Origin of the sequence: Reyranella sp. (assembly GCF_965249915.1) — a bacterium.
Classification (GTDB): Bacteria; Pseudomonadota; Alphaproteobacteria; order Reyranellales; family Reyranellaceae; genus Reyranella.
In genome coordinates, this window is sequence record NZ_OZ252257.1 from 4,649,520 (window position 1) to 4,663,944 (window position 14,425).

Sequence of the window (14,425 nt, forward strand, 5' to 3'; positions counted from 1 at the left end):
CTCGAACTCAGTACACGCGGGCGCTTAGTACACGCGGGCTTTGGGCGGGAACGACTGGACGTCGTTGCTCATCGGCTGCAGGTTGACCGGACGGTAGTCGATCCGGGTCTTGCCGGTCTTCTCGTCGACCCAGACGACCGTGTGCTTCAGCCAGTCCTTGTCGTTGCGGTCCGGGAAATCCTCGTGCGCGTGGGCGCCGCGGCTTTCCTTGCGATTGGCCGCCGAGCGGATCGTGCCCTGCGCCTGGAGGATCAGGTTCTCGAACTCCAGCGTCTCCATCAGATCGGAGTTCCAGATCATCGAGCGGTCTTTGACGCGAACGTCGTCCTTGCCCGCGAACACCTTGTCCATGTTCACGCAGCCCTCTTCGAGGGTCTTGGTCGTGCGGAACACCGCGCAATCGTTCTGCATGGTCTTCTGCATCATGGCGCGCAGCTGGGACGTCGGCGTGCCGCCATTGGCGTGGCGGGCGCGGTCGAGGCGGGCGATCGCCTCCTCGCCGGCGTTCTTCATGTCCTTGTGCGGCTGGCCCGGCGTCATCTGCTCGGCCACGCGGTTGGCGGCGGAGCGGCCGAACACGACCAGCTCGAGCAGCGAGTTGGAGCCGAGACGGTTGGCGCCATGGACGCCGATCGAGGCAGCCTCGCCCAGCGCCATCAGGCCAGGGACGACGGTGTTGGGATTGCCGTCCTTCACCGTCATCACTTCGCAGTGATAGTTCGCCGGGATGCCGCCCATGTTGTAGTGGCAGGTCGGCAGGATCGGGATCGGCTGGCGGGTGACGTCGACGCCGGCGAAGATGCGCGCGGTCTCGGCGATGCCCGGCAGGCGCTCGTGGATGATCTTCGGGTCGAGATGCTCGACGTGCAGCTCGATGTAATCCTTGTTCGGACCGCAGCCGCGGCCTTCGCGGATCTCGACGGTCATCGAACGGCTGACGACGTCGCGCGAGGCCAGATCCTTGGCCGACGGCGCATAACGCTCCATGAAGCGCTCGCCGCTCGAGTTGGTGACGTAGCCGCCTTCGCCGCGCACGCCCTCGGTGATGAGACAGCCGGCGCCGAACACGCCGGTCGGATGGAACTGCACGAACTCGAGGTCCTGCAGCGGCAGGCCGGCGCGCAGCGCCATGGCGCCGCCGTCACCGGTGCAGGTGTGGGCCGAGGTCGCCGTCTGGTAGACGCGGCCGTAGCCGCCGGTCGCCAGCACCACCTTGTGGGCGCGGAAGCGATGGATGGTACCGTCGTCGAGGTTCCAGGCCATGACGCCGCGACAGACGCCTTCGTCCATGATCAGGTCGAGGGCGAAATACTCGATGAAGAACTCGGCGTGGTTCCGCAGCGATTGCTGATAGAGCGTGTGCAGGATCGCGTGGCCGGTGCGGTCGGCGGCGGCGCAGGTGCGCTGGGCGATGCCCTTGCCGTATTCCGTCGTCATGCCGCCGAACGGGCGCTGGTAGATCTTGCCCTCGGGCGTGCGGCTGAACGGCACGCCGTAATGCTCGAGCTCGATGATCGCGCCGATGCCGTCGCGGCACATATATTCGATCGCGTCCTGGTCGCCGAGCCAGTCGGAGCCCTTGACCGTGTCGTACATGTGCCAGCGCCAGTCGTCCGGGCCCATGTTGCCCAGCGCGGCGGAGATGCCGCCCTGCGCCGCCACGGTGTGGCTGCGGGTCGGGAACACCTTGGTGATGCAGGCTGTCTTGAAGCCCTTGTTGGCCATGCCGAAGGTCGCGCGAAGACCGGCACCGCCGGCACCGACGATGACCACGTCGTATTCGTGATCGATCACCTTGTAGGCGGTGTTGCCGATGTTGACGATTCCCGCGACGGGCGGGGTGCTCTTGCCGCTGCTGGCCTCGGCCATGACTTAGCCTCCGAATCCGATACGCATGATGGCCACGACCGCAGCCAGGCCGAACAAGACCGCGATGAACCTCACCGCCACGATCAGCGCCAGCTTGATACCGTCATTGTGCACGTAGTCCTCGATCACGACCTGCAACCCGAGCTGGCCGTGATGCAGCCCGATCACGATGGTCAGGATCAGCAGCACCATCGCGACCGGCGATCCGATCCAGGCGCGCACCATGCCGTAGTCGGCACCGCTCATCGTTACGAGGGAGATGGCGAACCAGATCACGAGCGGGATCAGCGCGAGGGCGGTGAGACGTTGCGCCCACCAGTGATGCAGCCCGTCCTTGGCCGAGCCGAGACCGCGGGCGCGATTGAGGGGGCTTCTGAGATCGCTGTTCATCCGTCGCTCCTCAGATCAGCCGCAGACCGACGATCCATGCGATCGCCGTCACCACGAGGGAAGCCGCCACGACCAGCCGGCCGCTGCGATAGGCGTCCTTGAGCTCGAAGCCGTAGCCCGCATCCCAGAAGAGATGCCGGATGCCGTTGAACAGGTGATAGAACATGCAGAACAGCCAGCCGCCCAGCACGAAGCGCCCGACGATCGAACTGTTGAAGCCCTGGAACTTCGCATAGGTCCCGGGACCCGCAGACGCGCACATCACCCAGACGGCGAGATAGAGCACGCCCACCGACAGGGCGATGCCCGTCGCACGATGCAGGATCGAGAGAATGGAGGTGAGCTGCGGGCGATAGACTTGCAGATGCGGAGAAAGCGGCCGATGCACCGGCCGGTTGGCGACGCTCATCCGTGATGACCTCTAGTGCCGATATCGGCTGGCGCTGTTTTTAGCGCGCAGCCGCATCAAGTCAACGAATGTCGGCGTCGCACGAGCCTTAAGCCCCGGATTTGCAAGCGCAAATCCGCCTGCCGGCTGTTCCGCTAGGCTTTGCGCCTCGGCATCAGCAGCCAATAGTCGAGATCGAGGACCACGGCCGGGTGGTATTTGCCGTCCGCGCCCTTGCCCGGCCACTCGCCACACGGGCAATCCTTTGCCGCAATGCTTCGCATTCGCAAAGCGCCGACATCCTCACGGCCCGGCAACGGCGCCGTCTCCAGCACCTCCGACCAGGCATAGATCGTGTCGCCGCCGAAGGTCGGGGCCACGTGGCTTCCGGCATTGAAGGCGGCGACCCGGAAACCGTTGGCCAGCCCGTTGAACGACAGCGCCCGCATCAGCGAGATCACGTGACCGCCATAGGCGAGACGACGGCCGAAGCGGGTCTGCTTGCCGGCGAAGGCGTCGAAATGGACGCGCGCGGTGTTCTGGTAGAGCCGCGTCGAGAACATGTGGTCGGAGTCCTCGAGCGTGATGCCGCTCACATGGTCGATGCGCTCGCCCGGGGCGTAATCCTCCCAGCGATGCGACGAGCCGGCGGCGCCGTCGTCATAGCCGCCGAGCGCCAGGCCGGCCGGCACGACGAGATCCTCCGGCTTCACCGCCGGCGCGGTCTTCGGCACGACGGTCGGCTGGACGGGCGCCTCGGGATCGCGCTTGTGCACCATCACCCAGCGCACATAGTCGAGCACCATCTCGCCCTTCTGATTGACGCCCGTCGAGCGCACCCAGACGACGCCGCTCGTCTTGTTGGAATTCTCGCGCAGGCCCAGCACGGTCGACTTCGACGACAGCGTGTCGCCCGGATAGACCGGCACGCCCCAGCGGAACTCGGCATAGCCGAGATTGGCGACGGCGTTCAGCGAGATGTCCGGCACCGTCTTGCCGATCACGACGTGGAAGACGAGCATGTCGTCGAGCGGCGCGCGCGGCAGGCCGATCGCGCGCGCGAATTCGTCCGAAGAGTTGATGGCGAAGCGCGAGCCGTAGAGCGCGACGTTCAGCGCCGCATCGGCCTCCGTCAGCGTCCGCGGCGTGGCATGATGGAACTCCTGCCCGACGCGGAAATCCTCGAAGAAGTTGCCGTTGTTGGTCTTGCTGGAACTCTTGGAACTCATGGCGCGGCCTGCAGCTCCTTGATCGCGGTGGCGAGCGCCAGCGCACGCTCGGCCTGATCGACGTGAAGGTTCTCGATCATGCGTCCATCGACGGTGACAACGCCCTTGCCCTCGGCCTGCGCCGCCTTGAAGGCCGTCACGATCTTGGCCGCCATTTCCAGTTCGGCCGCGGAGGGCGCGAACACCTCGTTACAGGGCTCGACCTGCGTGGGATGGATCAGCGTCTTGCCGTCGAAGCCCATCTCCAGCCCCTGCTGGCAGACGGCGCGGAAGCCTTCGGCGTCCTGGATGTCATTGTAGACGCCATCGAGGATGGTGAGGCCGTGGGCACGAGCAGCCAGCATGCCGAGGCCGAGCGCCGTGATCATCGGCAGGCGCATCGGCGTGTGGCGCGCGCGCATGTCCTTCACCAGATCGTTGGTGCCCATGATGAACAGCGTGAGCCGCGGATGCGAGGCCGCCACCTCTTCGGCGCGCAGGATGCCCTTGGGCGTCTCCATCATCGCCCAGACCGCCATCGACTCGGGCGCGCCGGCCGCATCGAGCAGGCCGATGACGCTTGCCACCTCGGCCGCGCTCTCCACCTTCGGCACCACGACCGCGTCGGCGCCCGATTTGGCGATCGCGGTGATGTCGGCGGCGCCCCAGGGCGTGCCGAGACCGTTGCAGCGGATCGCGATCTCGCGCTTGCCGTAGCCCTTGCTCTGCGCCGCCGCGACCACGTTGGCACGCGCCGCCTCCTTGGCATCGGGCGCCACCGCGTCCTCGAGGTCGAAGATCAGCGCATCGGCCGGCAGGGTGCGCGCCTTTTCCAGCGCACGCGTATTGGCCCCGGGCATGTAGAGCACGCTGCGGCGCGGACGGACGGACTTCGACATCTCTGGGCCTCCCCGAAAACGCGGCGGACTATAATGACGGCCCTCCTTGTGGCAAGGTGGCGCCGGCCATGCGCTTCCTGTCCCTCCAGAGCCATGTCGCCTACGGCTACGTCGGTAATCGTGCGGCAGCTTTTCCCCTGCAACGATTGGGCCACGAAGTCTGGGCGGTGAATACGGTCGAGTTCTCCAATCATACGGGGTACGGCGCGTGGCGCGGTCGCGCGGCCTCGGCCCAGCAGGTCTCGGAGATCGTTCAGGGCATCGAGGCGCTGGGCCAATTCTCGCGGTGCGATGGCTTGCTCACGGGTTATGTCGGCGACGCGGCGCTGGCCGATGTCGTCCTGGACACTGCACGCCGCGTGCGGGCGGCCAACCCGCGCGCCGTCTGGTGCTGCGATCCGGTTCTGGGCGACATCGACACGGGCATCTACGTCAAGCCGGGCATCGATACCTTCTTCCGCGAGCGCGCGATCCCCGCTGCAGACCTGGTGACACCCAACCATTTCGAGCTCGAACACCTGACCGGCCGCACCGTCTCGACCATGGACGAGGCGCTGGCGGCCGCACGCACCCTGCTCCAGGGCGAGCGACCGGGGCCGCGGCTCGCCCTCATCACCAGCCTGCGCCGTGCCGACGCCTCGGCCGACACGATCGAGATGGTGGCGGTGACGCGGGAGGCAGCCTGGCGGGTGGCAACGCCGATGATCGGCTTCGAGATCGCACCGAACGGCACCGGCGACGCCGTCGCCGCCCTGTTCACGGCCCACTGGATCTCGGGCGACGAAATCGCCGATGCGCTGGGCAAGGCCGCCTCGTCGATCTTCGCGGTGCTGGAAGCCACCCGGGCGATGGGCGAGCGCGAGCTGCAGCTGGTGGCGGCGCAGGACCGGCTGGTCGCCCCGCCGCGCGCGTTCAAGGCCGAGAGGCTATAGGCACGCGATGGACGTGCCGGGTTTCGTGTTCAATCCCATCTCGCTGGCCATCGAGGGGGCGGCGATCGGCTTCCTGATCGCGGTGCCGGTCGGGCCGGCGGCGGCCCTCTGCATCCGGCGCTCCATCACCGTCGGCGCCATGGCCGGCTACATGACCGGCATCGGCGCGGCACTGGGCGACGCGGTGTTCGGTGCCGTCGCGGCCTTCGGCCTGTCCTTCGTGCAGCAGTTCGTGATCGAGCGGGAGGCCTGGCTGCTGGGCATCGGCGGCCTCGTCCTGGTGATCATGGGCTGGACGACGATGCGTCACCGGCCACGCAATGTCGGCGATCCCGTGGCCGACGACCGCGAGCACCAGTTCTCGACCCACCTGCACTATGCCAGTTCGAGCTTCTTCATCACGGTGTTCAATCCACTCACCGTGATGGCCTTCGGCGCGGCCTTCGCCGGCCGCAACCTGGCCGGCGTCGGCGCGAGCCTGCCCGACGCCACCCTGCTGGTCGCCGCCGTGTTCTGCGGCGCTCTGGCCTGGTGGACGATCATCTGCACGGCGTCGGTATCGCTCAGGGCCCGCTTCACCGGCGCCGGCCTGCTGTGGCTCAACCGCGGATCCGGCGCGATCATCCTGGGCTTCGGGCTGGTGGCACTGATCTCGCTCCTGCCACTGCCCTGGAAGCAGATGGGACGCGCCCTCGGCCTGTAGCTCAGGCGAGCGTGCAGACCTCGTCGAACTCGAAACGCGGGCTGCGCGCAAACAGCTTCGAATGATCGCCGTAGCCGATGTTGCACAGGAAGTTCGTCTTGAACTTGCCATCGGGGAAGAACGCCGCATCGACCTTGGCATTGTCGAAGCCGCTCATGGCGCCGCAATCGAGGCCGAGCGCGCGGGCCGCGATGATCAGGTAGGCGCCCTGCAGGCTGCCGTTGCGGAACGCGGTCGGTTCGGCCGAGGGCTTGCCCTTGAACCAGTGGATGGCGGTCTTGTCGTGCGGAAACATCCGCGGCAGGTGCTCGAAAAATTCCGGATCGTAGGCGACGATCGCCGTCACCGGCGCGGTCATCGTCTTCTCGGTATTGCCCGCGCTCAGCGCCGGCTTGAGCTTCTCCTTGCCCTCCTTGGTCCGCACGAAGACGATCCGGGTGGGCTGGCAGTTGGCCGAGGTCGGGCCCCATTTCATGAGGTCGTAGATGTGGCGGAGCTGGTCGTCGGTCACCGGCTTGTCGAGCCAGCCATTGTGCGTGCGGGCGTCGCTGAAAATCTTGGCAAGCGCCTTGTCGTCGAGCATTCGAAATCCCCTCAGGTGTTGACGAACCGTAGCGAAGCGCCGTCGCGCGGTCGAGACGCGCGCACGTGAGCAAGTTACGGTTTCGGAACCCGCCCTTTCGCGGCCACCATTGCATTGCACGAATTGTGCTAGCCTCCGCCGCCGCCCGTTGCGCAGGATTTTTTCGATGCTGCCCGCTCTGCTCGATCCCGCGAAATTCAAGGATGCCTGGCTGACGGCCAAGGGCGAGACGCGCGCGCATGTCGGCCTGAAGGCGCTCGAGACGCTGTGGTTCAACACCGGCACCCTCTGCAATCTCACCTGCCGCAACTGCTACATCGAATCCTCGCCGCGCAACGACCGGCTCGTCTATCTCACGGCCGCCGAAGTCGCGGCCTATCTCGACGAGATCGAACGCGACGGCCACGGCACGCGGCTGATCGGCTTCACCGGCGGCGAGCCGTTCATGAATCCCGACCTGCCGGCGATGCTGGACGACGTGCTCGCGCGCGGCCTCAAGGCGATCGTGCTGACCAACGCGATGAAGCCGATGCACAAGATGAAGGCGGCGCTGCTCGACCTGCTGGCGCGGCACGGTCGCGACAATCTCGCGATCCGTGTCTCGGTCGATCACTACGAGCGAGAGCTGCACGAGGAGGAGCGCGGCCTGCGAAGCTGGAAGCCGACCATCGACGGGCTGGTCTGGCTGGCCGAGGCAGGCTTCGACGTGCATGTGGCGGGCCGCCACTTCTCCAACGAGACCGATGACGAAGTCCGCGCCGGCTATGCGCAGCTTTTCGCACGACTGGGCGTGGCGATCGATGCGCGCGATCCCGCGACCCTGGTCCTCTTTCCGGAGATGGATCCGACCGTCGATGTTCCCGAAATCACCACGGCCTGCTGGGGCATCCTCAAGAAGTCGCCGGACAGCGTGATGTGTGCGTCGTCGCGCATGGTGGTGAAGCGCAAGGGCGCGGCACGACCCGCCGTCGTGGCCTGCACCCTGCTGCCCTACGATCCGCAATTCGAACTGGGCGGGACGCTGGCGGAAAGCGTCGGCGAGGTGCGCCTCAACCATCCTCATTGCGCCAAGTTCTGCGTCCTGGGCGGGGCTGCCTGCAGCGCGTGAAGACCGCCATCGACATCGTCATTCCGACGCTCAACGCAGGCCCGACGCTTGCCCGCACCCTGGCGGCCCTTCCCAGCCACGCCGACTTCGCTTTCTCGACGACCCTCTGCGACGGCGGCTCCTGTGACGACACGGTCGAGATTGCGCGCCGGGCCGGTGCCGCGGTCGTGACGGCGCCGGCCGGGCGCGGCGGCCAGCTTGCCGCCGGCGCGGCTGCGGGCGGCGCGCCATGGCTGCTGTTCCTGCACGCCGATACGAGACTGGGCGAGGGGGCGGGCGACGTGATCGCCCGCTTCGTGGCGTCGGTCGCCGGCAAAGCCGGCTATTTCCGACTGCGCTTCGAGGCCGCCGAACGCGCCGCCCGCAGGGTCGAGCGACTGGCCGCCTGGCGGTGCCGCGCTTTCGGCCTGCCCTATGGCGACCAGGGACTGCTGATCGCCCGCACCCACTATGACCGTCTCGGGGGCTTTCGGCCGTTGCCGCTGATGGAAGACGTCGATCTCGTGCGCCGCATCGGTCGGAACGATCTCCTTCCTCTGGAGGCCGATGCGATCACGTCCGCGGCCCGTTATCGGCGCGACGGCTGGTGGCTGCGCCCGCTGCGCAACCTCACCTGTCTTTCGCTCCATTTCGCCGGCGTCCCGCCACAGACCCTTCGACGTCTCTACGGATGATCAAACGCCATCTCGTCATCTTCGCCCGCGCCCCGCAGACCGGTCGCGTGAAGCGCCGGCTAGGCAATGAGATCGGCATGAGGGAGGCCGCCCGCTTCTATCGCCGCCTTCTCGACGAGCAGATCGGGCGAATGGCGCGCGATCCGCGCTGGACCGTGTGGTTGTTCGTGACCCCCGACACGTCGCTCCGTGATCCCGCCTGGAGGCTCGTGCCTGTCTCCCGCAGAAAGCCTCAGAGGCCGGGCGATCTCGGCCGGCGCATGAAGCGGCCGTTCCTGACCTTGCCCGCCGGGCCCGTCGTGCTGGTGGGCAGCGACATTCCGGCGATGCGCCAACATCACATCGCGCGGGCTTTCGCCTTGCTCGGCGGACACGATCTCGTCTTCGGCCCGGCGCGCGATGGCGGCTTCTGGCTGGTCGGCGCGCGACGTGTGCGGCCCCTGCCGCGTTCCTTGTTCGACGGCGTGCACTGGTCGACGCCGACGGTGCTCGCCGACACGCTGGCCGGCCTGCCGCGACACGTCACGACCGCCCTGGCCGATACGCTCGACGACGTCGACGATGCAGCCGCGCTGCGGCGGCTTTCGCCCTAGGCCGCTGTCTTCTTCAGGGTGTCGAGTTCGCGCCGCACGGCGGCGAAGACGTCGTTCCAGTTTCCCGGACTCGTCTGCTGGAAGATGCGCGCCGACGGATACCAGGGCGCCGCGGCGCCCCCGAGCTGCCAGCGCCAATCGGCGGTCGAGGGCAGCAGCACCCAGGTCTTCACGCCCATTGCCGCAGCAAGGTGTGCCACCGGCGCGTCGATCGAGATCAGCAGGTCGAGTTGCGACAGCGCCGTCGCGGCCTCGCCGAAGTCGAAGATGCCGCGGCCGACATCGTGCACCAGACCGCCGGCGCCGAACGCCTGGATGTCCTTCTGGTGGACGCCGCCCTGCAGGCTGAAGAACAGCAGCTCCGGATCGCCCGACAGCGCCAGGAAATGCTCGAACGACACCGAGCGCTGGCGATCCTGCGCCTGGCCCGGCATCGCCGCCCAATAGATGCCGATGCGCAGCTTCGCCTGCTCGAGCCGGCCGAGCTTGATGCGGCTCTCCTGGGGCGCCCGGAGATAGGGCGTCGCCGTCGAAAGCGCCGCGAAATCGGCGCGGCACAGATGCGGCAGCGAGACCATCGAGGCATGGACGTCGAACGGCGGGAGCTGTTCTTCCTCGGCCACGACCTCGTCGATGTAGTCGGCCGCGCGCAGCAACTCCTTCAGCAGCGCCTGGCACAGGACGATGACGGTGGCGCCGCGCCGCTTGAGCTCGCGGGCGAAGCGCACGAACAGCAGCACGTCGCTCAGGCCCTGCTCCGGATAGAGCAGGATGCGCTTGCCCTGGAGCGGCCCGCCGTCCCACGCCGGCTGCGCAAAGTCGGGCGTCGGCGTTTCGGGCAGGCGCTTGCGGATCTCGTAGGCGGCAAAACCCGCTTCCAGTTCGCCGCGCATCAGGAGCGCGATCGCGAACTCGACGCGGACGCGCCGGCTGTCGGGATTGATCGTCAGGGCGCGGCTGAAGCAGCCGATGGCTTCGTCGAAGCGGCCGAGGTCGCGCAGGCAGAGCGCGAGATTGAAGAAGCCTTCGGCATAATCGCGGCTGAGCGCGATCGACCGGTAGTGATGCTTCACCGCCTCGTCGAACCGATTCACGGCGCGCAGCGCATTGCCGAGATTGGAATGCAGGGCCGGATTTTCCGGGTCCGCCGCCAGCGCCAGCCGGTGATGCGACACCGAGGCTTCGAGCTTGCCCGCGAGACGCAGCGCGACCCCGAGATTGTTGTGCAGCTCGGCATGATCGGGGCGAACGGCCAGCAGCCGCAGGTAGGACGTGATCGCCTCGTCGAGACGCCCCGCGCGATGGGCCTGCGACGCCAGGCGCAATTGCTGGACGAAGCTGTCGGCGGCGCTGCCGAACAACGGCGTCGGCGCGCTGGCAGCCGCGGATTCACGCTTCGTCGGATGGATGTGGGGCGCGTCGTTCACGCCTGCAGTCTACCTCAGCGACCCCACACAAGCATCCGTCCTCAAACGAAAATGGCGCCGACCCAGAGGCCAGCGCCATTCGAAGATCGTATGCCCGAAGGCCGTTCGGCTAGATGTAGCCCTTGATCAGCTCCTCGGCGATCTGGACGGCATTCAGCGCCGCGCCCTTGCGCAGATTGTCGCTGACGACCCACATCGCCAGGCCGTTCTCGACCGTGGGATCGGAGCGGATGCGGCTCACGAACACGCCGTCCTGGCCGGTGACTTCCTTCGGCGTCACGTAGCCGCCGGGCTCCCGCTGGTCGACCACCAGGACGCCGGGCGCCGCCGCCAGGATGCGTCGCGCCTCGTCGTCGTCGAGCGGCCGCTCGAGTTCGAGGTTCACCGCCTCGGCGTGACCGACGAAGGTCGGTACGCGCACGCAGGTCGCGTGGACCTTGATCCTGGGATCGAGGATCTTCTTGGTCTCGACCACCATCTTCCACTCTTCCTTGGTCGAGCCGTCATCCATGAAGACGTCGATCTGGGGAATGACGTTGAAGGCGATGTTCTTGGTGAACTTCACCGGGTCGAGCGTCTGGTTGACGAAGAAGCTCTTGGTCTGGTTGACCAGCTCGTCCATCGCTTCCTTGCCGGCGCCGGAGGTCGACTGATAGGTCGACACGACGACGCGCTTGATGCCGGCCGCGTCGTGGATCGGCTTCAGCGCGACGACCATCTGGATGGTCGAGCAGTTCGGATTGGCGATGATGCCGCGGCCCTTGTAGCCGGCGATCGCCTGCGGATTGACCTCGGGCACGACCAGCGGCACGTCCGGGTCCATGCGCCAGTAGGAGGTGTTGTCGATCACCACCGCGCCGGCCTTGGCGGCGCGCGGGCTGTGCTCGGCCGACACCTTGGCGCCCGGCGAACTGAGCACGATGTCGATGCCCTTGAAGTCGAACTTGGCTAGATCCTGGACCTTCAGAATCGACTTGTCGCCAAACGAGGCCTTCAGGCCGACCGAACGGGAGGAGGCAAGTGCCACGACCTCATCGGCCGGGAAATTCCTCTCGGCCAGGATCTGCAACATTTCGCGACCGACGTTACCGGTCGCGCCGACGACGGCGAGTCTGTAGCCCATGACTATATGCGCCTAGCGTGCGCGCACCCCTGATTGAAGGACAGGGGGAGATACGCGCAAGGTCCTGCTTTGGCAAGGATGCGGCCCGCCGCCACCGGCTACTCGGCCGTCGCGCCCGAGGCCTTGATGATGGGGAGCCAGAGCGCCAGCTCGTCGCGGATCAGCTTGTCGACAGCGGCCGGCGGCTCGGGTGGCATCATGTCGATGCCCTGGCCCTTCGTCTTCTCGCGCACCGCCGGCAGATTGGCGATGCGGGTGAACTCGGCATTCAGCTTGTCGACGATCGCTGCCGGTGCACCCTTCGGCAGGGCAAAGCCCATCCACGTGTTGAAGACGTAGTCCTTCATCCCCTGCTCGACCATCGTCGGCACCTCGGGCAGCAGTTCCGACCGCTGCGCGCTGGTGACAGCCAGGGCCTTCAGCTTGCCGCCCTTGATCTGACCGACCACGGTCGGCGTGTTGTAGAAGGCCATCGTCACCTCGCCGTTGGCGACGCCCATGATGCCGGCGGGCGTGGTGCGATAGGGCACGTGCTGCAGTTTCACGCCGGCATCGCGCTCGAACAGGACGGCCGACAGATGATGGCTCGTCCCGGTTCCGCCCGACGAGTAGGTCAGTTCGCCCGGCTTCGCCTTGGCCTGCGCAATCAGGTCGGCCACCGTCTTCGCCGGATTGTCCGGATGCACGATCAGGACGTTGGAGACGGAACCTGCAACCGCAACCGGGTCGAAGTTCTTCACCGGATCGTAGCCCGGCTTCGGATAGAGCCCGATATTGAACACCATGGTGCCCTGGGAGATCAGCAGCATCGTGTAGCCGTCGGGGGCGGCGCGCGCGGCTTCGGCGGAGGCAATGGTGCCGCCGGCGCCGGTCTTGTTGTCGACCACGACGGTCTGGCCGAGCGCTTTGCCCAGTTCGTCGGCATAGATTCGGGCGATGATGTCGGCCGTGGCGCCGGGCGCCAGCGGCACGATTATGCGGATCGGTTTGGTCGGCCAGGCCTGCGCCATGCTCCGCGTCGAGACGACGGCCAGTCCGGCCGCCAGGAGACTTCTCTTCGTCAAGAGCATGGTTTTCAGCCTCCTAGAGACCGACGGACTTCGCGACCAGGGACGCGAGCTGCTTGCGCAGGCGCGCGACCAGGCCCTTCTCCGACCGCTTGCCGATCAGGTTCTTCATTTCGTAGGGATCGCTCTTGAGGTCGTAGAGTTCGTCGCACGCGACGCCGTCGAGCGATTTCTGCGTCCAGTGGATATACTTGTGACGCTTGGTGCGGATCGCCTTGTAGCTCATGCCCACCAGCCACGGCATGGCGTTCTCGCTGAAGTATTCGCACATGAACGACGTGCGCCAGCCCTTGGGCTTTGCGCCCTTCGCCAGGGGCTTCAGCGACTGGCCCTGCATCGTCTTGAAGTCAGCCGCCTTGCCGCCCGCGAGGTCGACGAGCGTCGGCGCGATGTCGAGCGCCAGCACCAACTCGTCGTTCACCGTACCCGGCTTGAACCAGGCGGGATAACGGATGAGGAACGGTGACTTGATGCCCTCTTCGTAGGCAAAGCGCCGCTCGGGCCCGAGCCCGTGCTCGCCGAAGAAGTAGCCGTTGTCGCCGAGGAACAGGATGAAGGTGTTGTCGAGTTCGCCCTTCTCCTCGAGCAGCTTGAGGATGTCGCCCATGCCCTCGTCGACCGAAGCCATCATGGCGGCGCGCAGGCGGATTTCCTCGTCGGTGCCGGCCAGGATTCCATCCAGCACCTTGCGCGAGGCCTCGTTGACGCGAAGCGCATGGGCTTCGGTCCAGGCCGGCTTGTCCTTCACCACATCGGCCGCAGGCAGTGCATTGGGCCGGCGCGGAAAGTGTTCGCCCTTGTAGAGGTCGGCATGGCGCGGCGCGGGACGGTAGCCGCCGTCGGTGAAGTCGATCGTGCCGTCGGCCGCCTGGAACGCGTCGGGATGCACGGCCTTGTGCGCGAAGAACAGCGCAAAGGGCTTGTCGCGCTTCTTCTTCAGAAAGTCGATGGCATGCCCGTTCAGCAGATCGGTGATGTAGCCTTCGTATTTCTTCTCTTTGCCGTCGATGTTCAGGATCGGATCGATGATCGAGCCGTGGCCGGGGAAGCTCACCCACTTGTCATAGCCCGGCCGCGGACCGCCGGAATTGCCCATGTGCCACTTGCCGATATGGGCGGTTTCGTAGCCCAGGCGCTGCAGGATCACGTGGTAGTTCGGCAAGCGATGGCTGTGGGCGTCGCGCGCCACATTGTCGATGATGCCGTGGCGGCTCGCATACTGGCCGGTCAGGATCGAGGCACGGTTGGGCGAGCAAAGTGGGGTGGTATGGAACGCCGAAGTGAACATCGCGCCTTCATGGCCGATGCGATCGATATGCGGCGTCTTCATATAAGGATGGCCGCAGATCCCCAGCTCGTCGAACCGGAGGTCGTCGATCAGCACGATCAGAAAATTCGGTTTGCGCTTCTTTGCCACTATCGGGTTCCTCGTTCTCAAATGCCGGCAAGCACACCGCGTGC

General features: G+C 66.5%; 15 protein-coding genes. 5 read left to right on the forward strand and 10 right to left on the reverse strand.

What is annotated here, in order from left to right:
• Positions 1-24 precede the first annotated feature (24 nt).
• The 5 genes from sdhA to ACP15H_RS22990 all read right to left on the reverse strand — a co-directional run bounded on the left by sdhA (position 25) and on the right by ACP15H_RS22990 (position 4,754).
• The gene (gene sdhA, locus ACP15H_RS22970; protein ID WP_425068452.1) at positions 25-1,869 is read right to left on the reverse strand and encodes a succinate dehydrogenase flavoprotein subunit; all 1,845 of its coding nucleotides are present in this window, start codon (positions 1,867-1,869) and stop codon (positions 25-27) included.
• 3 nt (positions 1,870-1,872) lie between these two features.
• Entirely contained in the window at positions 1,873-2,259 is a 387-nt protein-coding gene (gene sdhD / locus ACP15H_RS22975; protein WP_425068453.1) for a succinate dehydrogenase, hydrophobic membrane anchor protein, read from the reverse strand.
• Between the two features lie 10 nt (positions 2,260-2,269).
• Positions 2,270-2,668, reverse strand: coding sequence for a succinate dehydrogenase, cytochrome b556 subunit (gene sdhC / locus ACP15H_RS22980; protein WP_425068454.1), 399 nt, complete (start codon positions 2,666-2,668; stop codon positions 2,270-2,272).
• 134 nt (positions 2,669-2,802) lie between these two features.
• Positions 2,803-3,876 (reverse strand): MaoC family dehydratase, encoded by a 1,074-nt coding sequence (locus ACP15H_RS22985; protein ID WP_425068455.1) that lies wholly within the window; start codon positions 3,874-3,876, stop codon positions 2,803-2,805.
• Positions 3,873-4,754: an HpcH/HpaI aldolase/citrate lyase family protein gene (locus ACP15H_RS22990; RefSeq protein ID WP_425068456.1), complete on the reverse strand. Its 882-nt coding sequence runs from the start codon at positions 4,752-4,754 to the stop codon at positions 3,873-3,875. The genes ACP15H_RS22985 and ACP15H_RS22990 overlap by 4 nt, the downstream gene beginning before the upstream one ends.
• A gap of 68 nt (positions 4,755-4,822) precedes the next feature.
• Here ACP15H_RS22990 and pdxY point away from each other — a divergent pair, with 68 nt between their 5' ends.
• Positions 4,823-5,686 carry a pyridoxal kinase PdxY gene (gene pdxY, locus ACP15H_RS22995; RefSeq protein ID WP_425068457.1) on the forward strand — a complete coding sequence of 288 codons (864 nt, stop codon included), beginning with the start codon at positions 4,823-4,825 and terminating at the stop codon, positions 5,684-5,686.
• A gap of 7 nt (positions 5,687-5,693) precedes the next feature.
• A complete protein-coding gene (locus ACP15H_RS23000) occupies positions 5,694-6,389 on the forward strand; it encodes a LysE family translocator (protein ID WP_425068458.1) in 696 nt (231 codons plus the stop codon).
• A 1-nt stretch (position 6,390) separates the two neighbouring features.
• Here ACP15H_RS23000 and ACP15H_RS23005 read toward each other — a convergent pair whose 3' ends face one another.
• A complete protein-coding gene (locus ACP15H_RS23005) occupies positions 6,391-6,972 on the reverse strand; it encodes a malonic semialdehyde reductase (RefSeq protein WP_425068459.1) in 582 nt (193 codons plus the stop codon).
• 166 nt (positions 6,973-7,138) lie between these two features.
• On the opposite strand from ACP15H_RS23005, the gene ACP15H_RS23010 reads away from it, so the two are divergent.
• From ACP15H_RS23010 to ACP15H_RS23020, 3 genes are read left to right on the forward strand one after another with little or no spacing between them, the layout of a single operon-like run.
• Complete coding sequence (locus ACP15H_RS23010) at positions 7,139-8,080, forward strand: radical SAM protein (RefSeq protein WP_425068460.1); 942 nt, start codon at positions 7,139-7,141, stop codon at positions 8,078-8,080.
• On the forward strand, positions 8,077-8,754 hold the full coding sequence (locus ACP15H_RS23015) for a TIGR04283 family arsenosugar biosynthesis glycosyltransferase (protein WP_425068461.1): 678 nt from the start codon (positions 8,077-8,079) through the stop codon (positions 8,752-8,754). The genes ACP15H_RS23010 and ACP15H_RS23015 overlap by 4 nt, the downstream gene beginning before the upstream one ends.
• The gene (locus tag ACP15H_RS23020; protein ID WP_425068462.1) at positions 8,751-9,347 is read left to right on the forward strand and encodes a TIGR04282 family arsenosugar biosynthesis glycosyltransferase; all 597 of its coding nucleotides are present in this window, start codon (positions 8,751-8,753) and stop codon (positions 9,345-9,347) included. Before ACP15H_RS23015 ends, ACP15H_RS23020 begins: the two co-directional genes overlap by 4 nt.
• Here the strand turns inward: ACP15H_RS23020 and ACP15H_RS23025 are convergent.
• The 4 genes from ACP15H_RS23025 to ACP15H_RS23040 form a co-directional block, all read right to left on the reverse strand.
• On the reverse strand, positions 9,344-10,774 hold the full coding sequence (locus ACP15H_RS23025) for a tetratricopeptide repeat protein (protein ID WP_425068463.1): 1,431 nt from the start codon (positions 10,772-10,774) through the stop codon (positions 9,344-9,346). The two genes, ACP15H_RS23020 and ACP15H_RS23025, sit on opposite strands and share 4 nt — an antisense overlap.
• Positions 10,775-10,883: 109 nt before the next feature.
• Positions 10,884-11,897 (reverse strand): aspartate-semialdehyde dehydrogenase, encoded by a 1,014-nt coding sequence (locus ACP15H_RS23030; protein WP_425068464.1) that lies wholly within the window; start codon positions 11,895-11,897, stop codon positions 10,884-10,886.
• Positions 11,898-11,995: 98 nt separating this feature from the next.
• Positions 11,996-12,967 (reverse strand): Bug family tripartite tricarboxylate transporter substrate binding protein, encoded by a 972-nt coding sequence (locus ACP15H_RS23035; protein WP_425068465.1) that lies wholly within the window; start codon positions 12,965-12,967, stop codon positions 11,996-11,998.
• 13 nt (positions 12,968-12,980) lie between these two features.
• A complete protein-coding gene (locus ACP15H_RS23040) occupies positions 12,981-14,381 on the reverse strand; it encodes a sulfatase-like hydrolase/transferase (RefSeq protein ID WP_425068466.1) in 1,401 nt (466 codons plus the stop codon).
• Between the last annotated feature and the right edge of the window lie 44 nt (positions 14,382-14,425).